At 45.3% G+C, this 16,054-nt stretch carries 15 protein-coding genes; 9 read left to right on the top strand and 6 right to left on the bottom strand.

Annotation, left to right across the window (positions count from 1 at the left end; genetic code table 11):
* The first annotated feature begins 178 nt into the window (after positions 1-178).
* From R7P69_RS10375 to R7P69_RS10400, 6 genes are all read left to right on the top strand, one after another.
* Positions 179-478 (top strand): DUF2607 family protein, encoded by a 300-nt coding sequence (locus R7P69_RS10375; RefSeq protein ID WP_005379608.1) that lies wholly within the window; start codon positions 179-181, stop codon positions 476-478.
* Positions 479-612: 134 nt separating this feature from the next.
* Positions 613-1,266 (top strand): zinc uptake protein ZrgA, encoded by a 654-nt coding sequence (gene zrgA / locus R7P69_RS10380; protein ID WP_025768357.1) that lies wholly within the window; start codon positions 613-615, stop codon positions 1,264-1,266.
* A gap of 52 nt (positions 1,267-1,318) precedes the next feature.
* Complete coding sequence (locus R7P69_RS10385; RefSeq protein WP_238952189.1) at positions 1,319-2,047, top strand: ABC transporter ATP-binding protein; 729 nt, start codon at positions 1,319-1,321, stop codon at positions 2,045-2,047.
* Positions 2,044-3,303, top strand: a complete 1,260-nt coding sequence (locus R7P69_RS10390; RefSeq protein WP_182015967.1) for an ABC transporter permease — start codon at positions 2,044-2,046, stop codon at positions 3,301-3,303. The genes R7P69_RS10385 and R7P69_RS10390 overlap by 4 nt, the downstream gene beginning before the upstream one ends.
* Positions 3,304-3,307: 4 nt before the next feature.
* Complete coding sequence (locus R7P69_RS10395) at positions 3,308-3,802, top strand: DUF3299 domain-containing protein (RefSeq protein WP_005379600.1); 495 nt, start codon at positions 3,308-3,310, stop codon at positions 3,800-3,802.
* 322 nt (positions 3,803-4,124) lie between these two features.
* On the top strand, positions 4,125-5,030 hold the full coding sequence (locus R7P69_RS10400; protein WP_005379599.1) for a TIGR03899 family protein: 906 nt from the start codon (positions 4,125-4,127) through the stop codon (positions 5,028-5,030).
* A gap of 89 nt (positions 5,031-5,119) precedes the next feature.
* Here the strand turns inward: R7P69_RS10400 and cysC are convergent, their stop codons facing one another.
* The 5 genes from cysC to cobA form a co-directional block, all read right to left on the bottom strand.
* A complete protein-coding gene (gene cysC, locus R7P69_RS10405) occupies positions 5,120-5,737 on the bottom strand; it encodes an adenylyl-sulfate kinase (protein ID WP_213965503.1) in 618 nt (205 codons plus the stop codon).
* Positions 5,738-5,761: 24 nt separating this feature from the next.
* The gene (locus tag R7P69_RS10410; protein WP_047101907.1) at positions 5,762-7,486 is read right to left on the bottom strand and encodes an SLC13 family permease; all 1,725 of its coding nucleotides are present in this window, start codon (positions 7,484-7,486) and stop codon (positions 5,762-5,764) included.
* Positions 7,487-7,737: 251 nt separating this feature from the next.
* Positions 7,738-9,168, bottom strand: a complete 1,431-nt coding sequence (cysN, locus tag R7P69_RS10415) for a sulfate adenylyltransferase subunit CysN (protein ID WP_047101905.1) — start codon at positions 9,166-9,168, stop codon at positions 7,738-7,740.
* Between the two features lie 18 nt (positions 9,169-9,186).
* Positions 9,187-10,095: a sulfate adenylyltransferase subunit CysD gene (gene cysD / locus R7P69_RS10420; RefSeq protein WP_005379592.1), complete on the bottom strand. Its 909-nt coding sequence runs from the start codon at positions 10,093-10,095 to the stop codon at positions 9,187-9,189.
* A gap of 59 nt (positions 10,096-10,154) precedes the next feature.
* Positions 10,155-11,030, bottom strand: a complete 876-nt coding sequence (gene cobA / locus R7P69_RS10425; protein WP_031780800.1) for a uroporphyrinogen-III C-methyltransferase — start codon at positions 11,028-11,030, stop codon at positions 10,155-10,157.
* Positions 11,031-11,305: 275 nt separating this feature from the next.
* Here cobA and cpdB point away from each other — a divergent pair, with 275 nt between their 5' ends.
* Together cpdB and R7P69_RS10435 are read left to right on the top strand one after the other, a co-directional pair.
* A complete protein-coding gene (cpdB, locus tag R7P69_RS10430; protein ID WP_213964173.1) occupies positions 11,306-13,267 on the top strand; it encodes a 2',3'-cyclic-nucleotide 2'-phosphodiesterase in 1,962 nt (653 codons plus the stop codon).
* A gap of 97 nt (positions 13,268-13,364) precedes the next feature.
* A complete protein-coding gene (locus R7P69_RS10435; RefSeq protein WP_017820293.1) occupies positions 13,365-13,943 on the top strand; it encodes a Crp/Fnr family transcriptional regulator in 579 nt (192 codons plus the stop codon).
* A 54-nt stretch (positions 13,944-13,997) separates the two neighbouring features.
* On the opposite strand, the gene dbpA is transcribed toward R7P69_RS10435, so the two are convergent.
* A complete protein-coding gene (dbpA, locus tag R7P69_RS10440) occupies positions 13,998-15,377 on the bottom strand; it encodes an ATP-dependent RNA helicase DbpA (protein ID WP_005379583.1) in 1,380 nt (459 codons plus the stop codon).
* A gap of 142 nt (positions 15,378-15,519) precedes the next feature.
* Between dbpA and R7P69_RS10445 the strand changes: the two genes are divergently transcribed.
* Positions 15,520-15,981: a GNAT family N-acetyltransferase gene (locus R7P69_RS10445; protein ID WP_017820295.1), complete on the top strand. Its 462-nt coding sequence runs from the start codon at positions 15,520-15,522 to the stop codon at positions 15,979-15,981.
* The last annotated feature ends 73 nt before the right edge of the window (positions 15,982-16,054 follow it).

The following is a 16,054-nucleotide window of genomic DNA, read 5'->3' on the forward strand; positions in this document are numbered from 1 at the left end:
ATTAGAAGCATGGGCAGTGATAACTCTGCTCTTTATAAGTGCGACACTTCCATCAGAGAGTATTACCAATATTTTTCGGCACGTATGTGTGGAGTTAAATTTTTCTGCTAGCCAACAAAAGAGTGAACTTTTATTCATTATGGGTGTTATATTATAACAGTCGGTAAGAGGAGCTCAGATGTACCACCACCAGCAAAAAACACTAAGATATTGGTATCGCACTGCTTTATTTTTCAGTGTTGCGTTGCTGATCGCTTGGAACTTTGCGGTTGTACTTCATCAAGTCGATCTGACGCCCGACCATCATACCCATCATCATTGCCAATTATTTTCTGGTGTTCAGCACGGTATAGCAAAGGTACAACCTACCCTCTCTACACCGACTTTTACGCGCGCCCAGCATCATCATGTTTTTTTGCATCTCGTGTACGGCGAAGAAGTTCTTGGCGCTGCTCGTGCCCCTCCTTATTTTGCTTAATTTCCAAACTATTCCACACTCAAAATTATTGAGTTCATTTCCGCACCTAGTGTGTCAGGGAACAATGACTTAGTGAAACTCGAATCTGAGCAATACCGCCTTTGGTTAATGCCAGTAAAATTAGGAAAAATACAATGTCATCAAAACACGTTTTAGCCCTTGCTATTGGCCTCACTTTATCGACAGCAGCGAATGCAAACGAATACCGCCAGCATGGTGCTCATGTGCATGGTCACGTCGAGTTTAATATCGCCCAAGATGGCAAAGATCTGTTAGTAGAGATCACAGCTCCTGGAGCTGATGTTGTGGGTTTCGAACATGCTCCAGAAAACGCACAACAAGAGCAAGCGCTTAAACAAGCCGTCGCTACACTCGAAGACAGCAACGCATTGTTCGCTATTAACTCACAAGCTGATTGTAATGTTGAAGAAGCTTACGTGAGCCACAACCTAAGCGAAACTCATGAGGAACATGATCATAGTGAGCACGACCATGATGACCATGCACATCACGATCATGAAGGACACGAACACCATGATCATAATGAACATCATGATAAACATGACCACCATGACGATCATGATGAGGCGCACGATCATGGCGGTCACGGTGAATTTTCGGTGCAATATCGCTTCAATTGCGAACAAGTTAATCAGCTTAGCCAAATCCAAACCGATTGGTTTAACCAATTCCCAACTACAGAGTCCATCAGCGTCAATATATTCACAGATACCATGCAATCAGCAATTAAATTAAGCAAAGATAACACCCAAATCGTAATCAAATAACACGAGTGGCGTGTGAGTACCCACTTACACGCCACAGCTTTGGTGATTTAATATGACTGAAACCACACCAAATGTTGTCGAGCTAGAGGATGCCCAATTTTTCTGGCCCGGTTCAACCAACCCAACCATCCACATCCCCAAATTACACATTACACAAGGCGAGCATGTGTTTATCAAAGGTCCAAGTGGCTGCGGTAAATCGACCTTGCTCGCTTTGTTGACGGGGATTAACACATTAACTTCAGGCTCTCTATCTGTACTCGATACTGACCTTGCTAGTTTAAGTGCCAGTCAGAGAGACCGCTTTCGCGCCAATCATATTGGCTACATCTTTCAACAGTTCAATTTATTGCCGTACCTTAACGTACTTGAAAACGTATTATTGCCATGTCAGTTCAGTAAAATACGACGTGACCGTGCCCATTTAGGTGTCTCATCTCAAACGTTAAATGAACAGGCTCAGGCCCTACTAGAACGACTGCACTTGCCAAACGAGCTTCATACACGCCCTGTCTCTGAATTGAGTATTGGTCAACAACAACGTGTGGCTGCGGCTCGAGCTCTGATAGGACATCCAGAGTTAGTGATCGCTGACGAACCAACCTCAGCTTTAGACTATGACAATCGTAAAGCATTTATTGAGCTCCTTATGGAGCAAGCGAATCAAGCCAATGCCACACTGGTATTCGTTAGCCACGACCCAACACTCGAACCCTTATTCGATCGCACGCTCAATCTACCCGACATTAATCAAGTATCTAGCCTAGGAGCCATATCATGAGTGCTGTTGTAAAGCTCGCCTGGAAAAGCTTGATGAACCGCAAAGCGACGGCAATTCTAACCATCATGACCGTTGCGATTTCAGTGGTACTCCTCTTGGGCGTCGAGCGTATCCGAACTCAAGCCAAGGATAGCTTCGCCAATACAATTTCAGGCACTGACCTCATTATTGGTGGACGCTCTGGGCAAGTGAACCTATTGCTCTATTCTGTGTTTCGTATTGGTAATGCGACCAACAACATCGATTGGAAAAGCTACCAAGAGTTTGCCAATCATCGTTCAGTCGATTGGGCTATTCCAATCTCGCTTGGCGACTCGCATAAAGGCTTCCGAGTTATGGGAACCAATCACAGTTACTTTGAGCATTACAAGTTTGGAAGTAAGCAACCACTAACATTCAGCAAGGGTAGAGAATTCAATGGTTTATTTGAAACCGTGCTAGGTTCTGATGTCGCTAAACAACTTGGTTATGATATCGGTAACGAAATCATCATTGCCCACGGCATTAGCGACGTTGGCTTTAGCCGTCATGACAATCTGCCATTTAAAGTTGTCGGTATCCTTGCACCTACAGGAACACCAGTCGACAAAACCGTCCATGTATCACTAGAAGCAATCGAAGCCATTCACGTCGGATGGGAAAGTGGTGCGCGTTTGGGCCCGACACCCAAGGCACAAGATCTCAAAAACAGAGACTTTCAGCCCAAACAAATTACCGCTATGCTCGTTGGTTTGAAATCTCGTATTCAAACTTTCGCCCTGCAAAGACAAATTAACACCTACCCCAAAGAGCCGCTTAGCGCCATTATGCCCGGCGTTGCGTTGCATGAGTTATGGGGAATGATGTCGGTTGCAGAGCAAGCCCTAATGGCAGTATCTGGTTTTGTCGTGATTGCAGGGTTGTTAGGTATGTTAAGCAGTCTATTAACTAGCCTACAGGAACGCCGCCGTGAAATGGCGATTTTGCGTGCCATGGGAGCAAGGCCTCGTCATGTTTTCTCACTCTTAATTAGTGAAGCTAGCTTGCTTACTGCTGCTGGTATTATTACTGGCGTTACTGGGCTGTATGCCATTCTTGCTATCGCGCAGCCGATCATCCAACAGCACTATGGAATACATCTCACCTTAAGCATCTTATCTACTTATGAGTGGATGCTATTAGGTTTCGTACAATGCGCTGGTATTGTGATTGGTTTCATTCCCGCACTCCGCGCCTACCGACAGTCACTGAGTGACGGAATGACAATAAGGATTTAATAAAATGTGGAAAAAAATACTCGCAAGTTGCTTGCTGGTCGTCGCATTCACAGCGCCTGTTATGGCCAGCGAAGAACCATTAAAGCTTGACTGGATTGACCTTGTTCCAGAAAAAGAGCGTAAATTGTTCGACAGTATAGGCATGCCCGCATCTGATCACAGTGGTGGCGCAGCCCAGCAGTCCAAGATTGGTAACGTTCGACCAGAACTGAACGGAAGCCAAGTTAAAATTCCGGGGTTTGTTATCCCACTTGAAGGTGATGCCGATACCGTCACTGAATTTTTATTGGTGCCATATTTTGGAGCTTGTATTCACGTGCCACCACCGCCTCCAAACCAGATCATTTACGTGAAGTTTCCGAAAGGCGCGCCTGTTCAAGAGTTGTGGGATGTTATATATGTGGTTGGAACGTTGAAAACCGAGACGATAAACCACGAACTGGCAGAAACGGCTTACGTTATTGAGGGATCAGAAATAGAAGCCTACGACGATATGTAATTTAAGTCGTCGATAAGCCTCGCTACACCTAAGGCGTCACACTGGCGCCTTTTTTAGCTTTGTGCTACACGATATAACGAGATAAATACGCTAACACGCCCACATAAATAACCAAAAGAAACGCTATCGACAGGTGCTTTTTGAGTTTACCTGCTTCTGAGAACTTCATAGCCCCTCCAAAATAACGATAACAATTTTAACAACTCATTATCATTTTGAATAGCCCTATTCGTTCAAAAACTGAGAACTCCTGTCTGGTCGCTTGGTCAGATAAGGTGTAAATTTAAACGTGCGAACCGCGCAGTTCTTGGTAGGAAAACGAATGGCAGACCCGACAAAGCAACCTGTTGTCATCGAACATCAGTCAGACACAAAAAAAAATACGCAACAAGAAAAGAAACAAGGCTACATAAAAGACAGTGCTAGTAAGGTAAAAACCATAGCCCAAATACACGGTCTTGACGCCTTACTGCAAACCGAACCGCCAGCCAAATCTGCGTTTGAAAGAGCCCAATTGCGAGAGCAACGACGCCAAGAACAGCGACAAAAAAACTTAGAACAGATTTTAAAATTAGCGCACAGTTCATGCCGAGATGAGACAGCGGGAGAGCCAGACCAAGATTGGTTGCATCGATTTTTTGAGATGGCTCAAGACATCCATAACAGCGCGATGCAAAAGCTATGGGCTCAAGTGATGAAGCGTGAAGTGACCAATCCGGGTTCAACGTCCATGAAAGCGTTGAAAACCCTCAAGGATATGTCACCAAAGGAAGCACAAACTCTGCAAAGAGCCGCCTCTTTAGCGTGCAGTTTTGGAGGGGATCACAGCAGAAAACTGCTGATTGGTTACAAAGCCCAAGGAGGCATATTTAGCTTCGGCAAGCGAGACGTCGCTAACAGCCTAAATATGGGAAGTTTTCAACTGCCGTATTCAAGCTTGTTGCTCTTAATTGAATTAGGGCTGCTGCACAGTGCCGAACTTGAATCTGGCGAAATTAGTATCGAAACACCGTTGGTCCTCACCTACCAAGGTAAAAACTTGTCACTGAACGTAAACAGTAAAGGTGTCCGCCTTTTATATTACCGCTTCACACCCACAGGCAATGAGCTCTGTACCTTGCTCGGAAACAAACCACATGCCGAATACTACGATCAAATGCTTGCACTGTTAAATCATAGATTTAGTGTCCATAGTGAAGCTAAAAGTACGGTTCATCATACCGTCTAGCCAGCTTGAGAAGCATTTGATCACCTATGATCCAAATACTTCTCCAGCTGCTCAAAGAGCTTTAGGTCACCTATGATCTAAATGCTTTTTTATCGGATCACACCGCGTTGTTTAAGATCGATTAAGCACAAATCCACCAGCTCATCGACACTCTTTTCTCCCGCGGGCAAATCGATTTCAGGGCTCTCTGGCGCTTGATATTCCGAATCAATACCAGTGAAATTAGGAATCTCTCCCGCACGGGCTTTACGGTATAAACCCTTAGGATCTCGACCTTCGCAAACCTCTAGAGATGCATTGACATACACTTCGATAAACTCGCCTTCTGGCAATAAATCGCGCACTAACTTCCGCTCTGCACGATGCGGTGAAATAAACGCCGACAGAACAATTAAACCCGCATCTGCCATCAACTTCGCCAGTTCACCAATACGACGAATGTTCTCGCGACGGTCCTGTTCAGAAAAACCTAAATCGCTACACAAACCATGTCGTACATTGTCACCATCCAATAAATAGGTGTGGTAACCCAATGCTGCAAGGCGATTTTCCAACGCCCCCGCTACGGTTGATTTACCCGCTCCAGATAAGCCAGTGAACCACAATACGGCAGGTTTTTGCTTCTTTAATTCAGCACGAAACTGTTTATCAACCGAATGCTGGTGCCAAACAATGTTTTCATCTTTTACCGTCGTTTCGGCAGTCATAACGTATCCTTGTAAATATCGGAATTAAAACGGGAAAAAGACCGGGATCAAAGTAAGTACTAATACAGAGTACACAATCGAAATTGGCACTCCAATTCTCACGTAGTCGGTCAATTTGTAATTTCCTACGCTGTACACCAGCAGGTTAGTTTGGTAACCGTAGGGAGAGATAAAGCTCGCACTCGCGCCGAACAAAACCGCCATGATGAATGGCATCGGATCCACGCCATAACCCACCGCCATGCTATAGCCGATAGGAAAAGAAAGCGCAGCCGCGGCATTGTTTGTCACCAATTCAGTGAGTACCAATGTCATGATATAAGTCGCCACCAAGGCACCAAATACTCCCCAGCCATTAAACGCTTCAATAAACATCACTCCCATTCTTTCTGACAATCCAGAAGAGATCATCAGTTGAGCAATAGACAAAGCGGAACCGACAATCACGACGATATCGATCGGAAAACGGCGGCGCAGTTCTGAAATCTGCACAATACCAAACGCAATAAGCGCGATAAGGTACGCAGCTAGACCTTTAATAATCGGTACTAACTCTAATAGAGCGCATCCAATTACGGCTGCAAAGCCCAGTAATACAATGGAAGACTTATTCGTATCAAGCCGAGCGCTAGAGTCCAAGTCATGCACTAAAACAAACTCTTTACGATGAGCTCGGCGTTCAGACTCAAAACGCTTTCCTGGAACCAGAACTAACGTGTCCCCAGGCGCTAAGGTAATACTACCCAAGCCACCTTCTAGGCGTTCGTGGCCTCGGCGAATCGCCACAACAACGGCATCGAATCGGTCGCGGAATCGGCTCTCTTTGAGGGTTTTGTAGCAAAATGTCGCCGACGAGCTCACCACAACTTCGATAAAGTTTTGCCCATTTAAGTGCTGCTGACCAAACAACTTGAGGCCCGGAATTTCTTGCAGGGTCGCGACGCTCTCAACATCGCCACAAAATAACAGGCGGTCTTTTGCATTGAGCACAAAATCCGGTCCCACAGAAGAAACAGTAACACCATCGCGCACCACTTCTGCAAGAAACAGTTTGCGCAGCGCACGTAAATTATTCTCGCTGATCGTACGCCCAACTAGCGGTGAGCCTGGCTCAACGCGAGACTCAAGAAAGTAAGGTAAATCTTCTTGACTTTGATCATCATAATTCGGTAGCAAGTAGCTCAGTGGGATAAGAATCAGCATCCCTCCCACCAGCACAGCCAAACCTATCATCGTAGGTGTAAAAAAGCTCAGGCTCGGTAAGCCTGCGTCTTCGACAAAGCTGTTGATGATTAAGTTAGTCGACGTACCAATCAAAGTTAACGTGCCACCAAAAATGGCGGCATAAGACAAGGGAATAAGTAATTTCGAAGGTGCATGCTGCTGATTACGCTTAATCGCCCCAATCAATGAGACAACCACAGCGGTATTATTCGTAAATGAAGAAAGCAAGGCGGTCGACACACCGAGCTTAGCAATCACGCTGCCTAACTGACCCTCAGAGATACTTCGGCTCACCCAACTGATCAGCAGTGTTTTTTCTAGAGCACAGGATGCAAGAATCAATAGAACCAGGGTTAACAATGAAGAGTTGGTAAAATTGGATGCGATAGTGGCTGAATCCATCATCCCAGCCATGAATGCAATAAAAGCGGCACCCGCAAAGACGTAACTAGGCTTAATTTTCGTGACAAGCAAGCAAGTGATAATGCCAAGCAAAATCGCTAACACAAACCCTTGTTCCCACATAGCCTTTCCTTACCAAATAGCCCCAAAGGGCACAACAACGACTCATTTATCCATGAAACACCGACAAACGAGTAAACAGACAAAAATCAGCGCAAGCGAAAAGAACATCAGAATGCTCGGTTTTCTTGGGCTCCACCGAAGCATTCTGGTATTAGGAGAATACCTAACGACATTTCGCAATTCAGTTAGGTAGCGACGCCCCAAGTACAACAGCAGACAGAGCCTGAAATTATCGTACTTGGGTAAGCCAGTTACTTTTTCAGAAACTGGCTGACGTCTTTTGCTTCCCAGTGTGGGAAGTGTTTACGGACAAGCGCATTAAGCTCAACTTCAAACGCAGAGATGCCCGTCAAATCGCGCTCAACCACGGCGAGGCTCTCTTTAACCATGCCAGCACCAACCGTCACGTTTGTCAGACGATCGATAATGATAAAGCCACCGGTATCTGCACAGTCTTGATAATTGTCCAGCGCGACTGACTCATTAAGAGACCATTCACACAAACCAATACCATTCAATGGCAGCTCTGCCGAGCTATGAGTCGAGAGATTATTAATGTCATATTGATGACGAATCGCTTCAACATGACCTACGGTTTTCTTACCTGCGATTTTGATGTCATAGTCACGACCCGGTTGCAGGGGGTGCTCTGTCATCCATACCACATCGGCAAGCAAATGGTTTGTGGTTTCCACTTGAGCATTATCTAGAACAATCAAATCGCCACGGCTAATATCGATCTCATCGCTTAGCGTCAGAGTGACAGCTAATCCGGCACGAGCTTCTTCGATATCACCATCAAAGGTCACAATACGAGCCACAGTTGACGTTTTACCCGATGGCAATGCTTTAATGGCATCACCAACTTTGATCGAACCAGAAGAAATGGTCCCCGCAAAGCCACGGAAATCTAGGTTAGGACGATTAACGTATTGCACAGGGAAGCGGAACTCACCCGCGCCTTTTTCTTGATCCACATCGACCGTTTCAAGAAGCTCAAGCAATGATGGGCCTTTAAACCAAGTCAGGTTTTGGCCTTTATCCACCACATTGTCCCCTTCAAGCGCTGAGATCGGGATGATTTGAATATCAATATCCCCTGTCAGATTCTCAGAGAACTTCAGATACTCGTCGCGGATCTCTTCAAAGCGCTCTTGGGAGTAATCCACTAAGTCCATCTTGTTGATCGCCACAACAAAGTGCTTCAAACCCAACAGGTTGGAAATGAAAGAGTGACGACGAGTTTGATCGAGAATGCCCTTACGTGCATCAACTAGAATCACAGCTAAGTCACATGTCGATGCACCTGTAGCCATGTTACGTGTGTACTGCTCGTGTCCAGGAGTATCTGCAATGATGAATTTACGTTTCTGCGTCGAGAAATAGCGGTAAGCCACATCAATAGTGATCCCCTGCTCACGCTCAGCTTGTAAGCCATCGACCAACAACGCAAGGTCAGGCTTTTCACCCGTGGTGCCCACACGTTGGCTGTCTGAATGCACTGCCGCTAGCTGATCTTCATAAATTTGTTTTGAGTCATGGAGTAAGCGACCAATTAATGTACTTTTACCATCATCCACCGAGCCACAAGTCAAGAATCTAAGTAACGACTTGTACTGGTGTTGTGTTAAATAGCCTTCGATACCAAGCTCGGCTAATTGAGCTTCAACTGCACTGTTCATTATCTTTCCTTAGATCCTTTAGAAGTAACCTTGACGTTTCTTAAGCTCCATCGATCCTGACTGATCGTGGTCGATCGCTCGGCCTTGGCGCTCACTCGACGTTGCCACCAGCATCTCTTCAATAATGCCAGTTAAAGTGTTTGCTTCAGACTCGATGGCCCCGGTCAATGGATAACAACCAAGGGTACGGAAGCGCACGCTCTTCTCTTCAATCACTTCACCCGGTTGAAGCTCCATACGATCATCATCAACCATGATCAGCATGCCATCGCGTTCAACAACTGGGCGTTTGTCCGCGAGGTAAAGCGGCACGATCTCGATGTTTTCTAAATAGATGTATTGCCAGATATCAAGCTCAGTCCAGTTAGACAGTGGGAATACACGAATGCTCTCACCCTTATTAACCTGACCGTTGTAGGTCTTCCATAGCTCAGGACGTTGGTTTTTAGGGTCCCATGTATGGTTCTTATCGCGGAATGAATACACGCGCTCTTTCGCCCGTGATTTCTCTTCGTCGCGGCGCGCACCACCAAAGGCCGCATCAAAACCGTACTTGTTCAGCGCTTGTTTTAAGCCTTGAGTCTTCATGATGTCAGTGTGCTTAGAAGAACCATGAACAAACGGACTACAGCCCATGGCTAGACCTTCTGGATTCTTATGTACCAAAAGCTCAAAACCGTATTTGGCCGCGGTGCGATCACGAAATTCAATCATCTCGCGGAACTTCCAATCGGTGTCGACATGCAGCAATGGAAATGGAATCTTACCTGGGTAAAAAGCTTTACGCGCTAGGTGCAGCATCACTGATGAGTCTTTACCAATCGAATACATCATGACTGGGTTATCAAACTCAGCCGCAACTTCGCGGATAATATGGATACTCTCCGCTTCGAGTTGTTTAAGGTGAGTTAAACGTTGTTGGTCCATGTTTTGTATTTCCTTTTTAAGCTTGAAGGCGCATTACGTCTCTAATCTTTGGTCTGAAATTATATGGAGTTGGCAATAGCACTTTTGTTGAATTCAGTACTAGACAAAAACCAGTCTAACTTTTGAGACAGTCGCACTACCTCTCCGACAACAATCAAAGATGGCGATTGTGCTTCCTTCGATAAATCAGAGAGTTGGGAGAGTTCTCCCGTAAATACTTTTTGTTGAATCTGCGTGCCACGCTCAATAATGGCAATCGGAGTCGACGCTGAACGACCATGTTTAATGAGTTGATTCTGAATATAGTGTGATTTCATCAGCCCCATGTAGATCACTAAAGTCTGATTCCCACGCGCCAACGTGGACCAATCCATCTCATCACTTTCTTCTTTCAAGTGGCCAGTCACAAAGATGGCCGATTGCGCATAATCACGATGAGTCAGTGGAATACCAGCATAAGCGGTTGCGCCAGCTGCTGCGGTAATGCCAGGGACAACTTGAAAACGAACGCCGGCATCAGCAAGCACTTCTAACTCTTCACCACCACGACCGAATACAAACGGATCCCCACCTTTAATGCGCACTACTTTGTAGCCCTGCTTGGCAAAATCCACCAAAAGCTGATTCGTCTTCTCCTGCGGCACACTGTGATGCCCAGCTCGCTTCCCAACGCACACCAAAATCGTATCGCTTGGAATCAATGCCATGATTTCTTCAGACACCAAGTAGTCGTACAAAACCACGTCAGCTTGCTGCAAGCAGTTCAGTGCTTTCACCGTCAGAAGTTCAGGATCGCCTGGTCCTGCACCTACTAAGGCAACTTCACCAGGCTGTAGCGATTGCTTTGCAAAACGAGTAACACCAGCGACTGGGTTGTCAGAAACTAACCGGGGCTTTGGTTTAGGAAAAGAAGTGACTGAATCGTTCGTTGCCATGTGCTTGCTCATCGTCCATTGATATCGTTATGCAAGCATTATGGCGGGGCGTTTATATTACCTGAAATTCTAAAATTTCATTTTTTATTCAAAAATCTGCTAAGAAGTTTTTGTTTGGTCTCATTCAAAAGCGTGAAAAAGTCGGCGGTTAATATGAATAAGGTTCAGTAAACTGATTAATGTTCACAGTTTTCTGTATCTTTATCATCGAGTTGCACCTGTGTTTGATACATTACGCAGTACAATTTCCCCTTATCATTGAATTGGAGCACCAAATGAAAGTGGCAGTTCATCCTATTTCCCTCGCAGTATTAAGTGGCATGCTAACGCTTGCTGGCCCAGCAATGGCCGATACCATCAAGCTTCGTATTATCGAAACCACCGACATTCACACCAACGTGATGGATTACGATTACTACAAAGACCAACCATCACAGCAAATCGGTTTAAGTCGCGCAGCGACAATAGTGAAACAAGCTAAGTCCGAGACAGAAAACACGGTACTAGTAGATAACGGTGATTTAATTCAGGGCAGCCCAATGGGCGATTACATGGCGGCAAAGGGGATTAATCCCGACGACGTGCACCCAGTCTACAAAGCGATGAACCAGCTAGACTACGATGTGGGCAACATTGGCAATCATGAGTTCAACTATGGCCTTGAGTTCCTGAAAAACTCTATCGACGGTGCGAACTTCCCTTATGTTAGTGCTAACGTTTTCGACAAGAAGACAGGCGAGCACTACTTCAAACCTTATCTAATTAAAACGCACACGTTCAAAGACACTGATGGTCAAAGCCACGAAATCAAAGTGGGTTACATCGGCTTTGTACCACCACAAATTATGGTGTGGGATAAGAAGAACTTAGAAGGCAAAGTCTTTGCTAAAGACATTAAGGAAACAGCAGAGAAACTGATTCCTCAAATGAAGAAAGAAGGCGCAGACGTGATTGTGGCAATTCCACACTCGGGCATTTCTACTGATCCATACAAGCTAGGCGCTGAAAACTCTGTTTACTACCTCACAGAAGTTGAAGGTATTGATGCAATTGCTTTTGGCCACTCTCACGCAGTCTTCCCAGGGAAAGACTTCGCAAACCTACCTGGTGTTGATATAGATAAAGGGACCATCAATGGTGTAACGTCCGTGATGCCGGGCCGCTGGGGAAGTCACGTAGGTGTGATGGATTTGATGCTGAAAGAGAAAGACGGCAGATGGCAAGTCGTCGAAGGCCAAGCAGAAGCACGCCCTATCTTCGATAAAGTAAATAAGAAGTCATTAGCTAAAGCCGATGAAGATATTGTGAAAGCGTTAGAAGAAGATCACAAAGGCACTCGTGAATTTGTAAACCAACCAATCGGCAAAGCAAATGATGTCATGTACAGCTTCTTGGCATTAGTGCAGGACGACCCCACCATTCAAATCGTTAACCTTGCTCAGAAAGACTACGTAGAACGCTTTATTCAAGGCGACCCAGACCTTTCTGACATTCCAGTACTGAGTGCGGCAGCACCATTTAAAGTCGGCGGTCGTAAGAACGATCCGAATAACTTTACAGAAGTAGAATCCGGTCAGCTCACCTTCCGTAATGCGGCCGATCTTTACTTATATCCAAACACCTTGGTTGCGATGAAAGTGAAAGGTAAAGAAGTTCGCGAATGGCTAGAGTGCAGTGCGGGTCAATTCAACCACATCGACATCAACAATCCTAAACCGCAATCTTTGATTGATTGGGATAATTTCCGTACGTACAACTTCGATGTTATTGATGGGGTTAACTACCAAATCGACGTTACCCAACCGCCGAAGTACGATGCGGATTGTAAAGTGATTAATCCAGATTCTCAGCGCATTGTGAATCTGACGTTCAATGGTAAGCCTGTCAATCCGAAGCAAGATTTCATCATCGCAACCAATAACTACCGTGCTTATAGCAATACTTTCCCTGGTACAGGCCCAGATTTCATTGCATTTGACGCACCAGATGAAAACCGCTCTGTCGTCGCCACTTATATTTCTCGCGTGAGTGAAGAAAAAGGAGAAGTGACACCAAGCGCTGACAACAACTGGTCTTTCGCACCGATTAAGTCCGATAACAAGCTAGATATTCGTTTCGAAACCTCCCCTAGCGATAAAGCGGCGCAGTTCATCAAAGAGAAAGGACAATACCCAATGAAGCGCGTGTCAACAGATGACATTGGTTTCGCGATTTATCAAATCGATTTGAATAAATAAGGTTGATTTGACAGCAACACTAAGCGGCTCTCATGAGCCGCTTTTTTGTTATCAATAAAACCCGTTAAAATAAAGAAAACCGTTTCTGAGTTATCACATGCACAGCGATCTTTTTTCAGACTTAGTCAAACATGGCTTTTTAGAGACAGAAGCAAACCAACTTATTGAAAATGGTGAGTTGCTCGAACTGCCTACACGCCACATTCTTAATCACCAAGGGGAGTTTAGCTCACACCTTTACTTCATCATTGAGGGGTTATGCCACGCAAGCTATCTTACTGAGCACGGCAAAGAATTCAGTAAAGAATTTTATTGGGAGAAGGACTGGGTTATCGGGTTTGAGAGCATAATAAAGGACCAACCTTCGCCTTACTTATTGGAAACGCTGAGCGCTTGTCAGCTATTTTGCTTGCCAATTGAAACGTTGCATCACTGGCGAGCAGAAAAGCACGCCATTTACTTAAAGCTACTCGAAAACCAACTGGTTAATAAAGAGAACAAAGAACGCTTTATGTTGCTCTACTCTCCAGAGGAACGATATCAATTATTTTGCGCTCATTACCCAGATTTAAAGCAACGTATTACCGATAGTCAAATTGCGGCCTACCTGGGCATTACGCCAATCAGTTTGAGTCGAATCAAAGCACGCTTAACCAAAGATCACACTCTCAAATAAACTCAAAAAAGAAAAAAGCTCTTCAAACGAAGAGCTTTTTCTCTGCTATTTGAGCTATTTAAGAATTCGCGCCCGGAACTGGCGCCCTTTCATCTTGCCGTTACTAATGGTTTGTAGAGCCTTTTTAGCCACAGATTTTTCGACGGCAACATAAGCGCGCACAGGGAACAGGTGAATCTTTCCGACTTGAGAGCCTGGAATACCATTTTTTCCTGTCAAACAACCTAAAATATCACCCGGTCGTACTTTCTGTTTCTTACCGCCATCAATGTTAATCGTCACCATTTTCGCTTGGTATGGCTGCTGATTTGATTTGGCAGGCAATGTTGCTGGTACCACGTCCATCTCTAGGTATTCTTCAATACGAGCTACACGTAAACCGTCTTTCTCACCAAAAAAGCTGAACGCTAAACCTTTACTACCCGCACGACCTGTACGACCAATACGGTGCACATGAACCTCAGGATCGCGCGATAGCTCAAAGTTAAAGACAGCGTCAAGATTATCAACGTCCAAACCACGCGCCGCAACGTCTGTTGCAACAAGGATAGACACACTCTTGTTAGCAAACTGCACCAATGCTTGGTCGCGTTCACGCTGCTCTAAGTCCCCATGGATATCGATAACGCTGAATCCTTTGTGATGCAACTCATCTGCGACACTTTGCACTTCTTTTTTGGTATTACAAAAAACCACCGCGGACTCTGGTTGGTGAGTCAGCAGCAAATTCGCCAACGCTTCATCACGTGCTTCCGAGCCTTCAACTTTATAGAAGTACTGCGCAATGCTTGAGGTATCATGCGTCGATTCCACCTTAATCACTTCCGGTGTCTGCATTATACGCTGCGCAATTTGCTCAATTTTTTCTGGAAAAGTAGCACTGAAAAGTAGAGTTTGACGCTGCTTTGGCGCTGCATCGATGATTGCATCTAATGCGTCTTGGAAACCCATGTCCAACATGCGATCAGCTTCATCTAGCACCAAGGTATTCAGTTCGCTAAGATCAATTCGGCCTTTCTCAAGGTGATCCAAAATACGACCAGGTGTACCAACTAGAATATGCGCACCATGCTCCAGCGAACCAATTTGTGGCCCCATTGGCATCCCACCGCAGAGAGTAAGCACTTTAATATTATGAATGCCGCGACCTAAAGTACGAATTTCCTTCGCTACTTGGTCTGCAAGCTCACGTGTTGGACACAATACTAATGACTGGACACGAAAGCGTTTGACGTTGAGGTTCGATAAAACCCCTAAACCAAATGCAGCGGTTTTACCTGAGCCCGTTTTACCCTGCCCGATGACATCACGATGTTTTAGGATTGCAGGCAAGCTCAAAGCTTGAATTGGCGTCATGTGGGTATAGTTCAGGGAATCAAGTGTGGCGAGTAACGCTGGGTTCAGCCCAACTTGATCGAATGTTTGTTTGCTCACGGGGATATCCTCAGGTGAGATGGAAAGAGGGCACATTATCACCAGATTTGGTGGGAAAACCAGTGCTAATTAACCTTTGTTAATGAGTATGAGCTCAAAACAAAGTAAAGTCAGTCACTCTATTCTCACTACGGATAACAACATGCTCACTTGGATTACTTTGCCCTTTGCTCAGCTAACAACCACACAGCTGTATGAAATGATGAAATTGCGTGTGGATGTATTCGTTGTTGAACAAACCTGCCCTTATCCTGAACTGGATGGTAAGGACACGCTGGAAGGTGTTTATCATCTAATAGGCTATCACGGTGATGAACTGGTTGCTTGCGCAAGATTACTGCCCGCAGGCACTACGTATGACAATGTGAGTATTGGTCGAGTGGTGACAAAGCAGACCGCGCGAGGCGGTGGCTTAGGTCATAAGTTATTGGACAAGGCCTTGGCACAATGCGAAACATTATGGCCAGGACAGACAATAGATATAGGTGCTCAAGAACACCTCATCCAGTTTTATGCTAGTCATGGATTCAAGGTTATCTCAGAGTGCTATCTTGAAGATGGTATCCCTCATGTGGATATGCGGAAAGAATCCGTAGCGCTATAAGCTTCAACTCGATTGGTTACTATGAAAACTAATCGCTATGAAAAACTGACTAAAAAGACGCGATATCTTCGCG

Origin of the sequence: Vibrio sp. 661 (assembly GCF_033339315.1) — a bacterium.
GTDB lineage: Bacteria > Pseudomonadota > Gammaproteobacteria > Enterobacterales > Vibrionaceae > Vibrio > Vibrio alginolyticus.

Excerpts from the sequence above, each read along its gene's own strand:
- cysD (WP_005379592.1), bottom strand. The coding sequence starts at position 10,095 with ATGGACCAACAACGTTTAACTCACCTTAAACAACTCGAAGCGGAGAGT.
- R7P69_RS10400 (WP_005379599.1), top strand. The coding sequence starts at position 4,125 with ATGGCAGACCCGACAAAGCAACCTGTTGTCATCGAACATCAGTCAGAC.
- zrgA (WP_025768357.1), top strand. The coding sequence starts at position 613 with ATGTCATCAAAACACGTTTTAGCCCTTGCTATTGGCCTCACTTTATCG.
- R7P69_RS10445 (WP_017820295.1), top strand. The coding sequence starts at position 15,520 with ATGCTCACTTGGATTACTTTGCCCTTTGCTCAGCTAACAACCACACAG.
- cobA (WP_031780800.1), bottom strand. The coding sequence starts at position 11,030 with ATGGCAACGAACGATTCAGTCACTTCTTTTCCTAAACCAAAGCCCCGG.
- R7P69_RS10410 (WP_047101907.1), bottom strand. The coding sequence starts at position 7,486 with ATGTGGGAACAAGGGTTTGTGTTAGCGATTTTGCTTGGCATTATCACT.
- cysC (WP_213965503.1), bottom strand. The coding sequence starts at position 5,737 with ATGACTGCCGAAACGACGGTAAAAGATGAAAACATTGTTTGGCACCAG.
- cpdB (WP_213964173.1), top strand. The coding sequence starts at position 11,306 with ATGAAAGTGGCAGTTCATCCTATTTCCCTCGCAGTATTAAGTGGCATG.
- R7P69_RS10375 (WP_005379608.1), top strand. The coding sequence starts at position 179 with ATGTACCACCACCAGCAAAAAACACTAAGATATTGGTATCGCACTGCT.
- R7P69_RS10395 (WP_005379600.1), top strand. The coding sequence starts at position 3,308 with ATGTGGAAAAAAATACTCGCAAGTTGCTTGCTGGTCGTCGCATTCACA.
- R7P69_RS10385 (WP_238952189.1), top strand. The coding sequence starts at position 1,319 with ATGACTGAAACCACACCAAATGTTGTCGAGCTAGAGGATGCCCAATTT.
- R7P69_RS10435 (WP_017820293.1), top strand. The coding sequence starts at position 13,365 with ATGCACAGCGATCTTTTTTCAGACTTAGTCAAACATGGCTTTTTAGAG.
- R7P69_RS10390 (WP_182015967.1), top strand. The coding sequence starts at position 2,044 with ATGAGTGCTGTTGTAAAGCTCGCCTGGAAAAGCTTGATGAACCGCAAA.
- cysN (WP_047101905.1), bottom strand. The coding sequence starts at position 9,168 with ATGAACAGTGCAGTTGAAGCTCAATTAGCCGAGCTTGGTATCGAAGGC.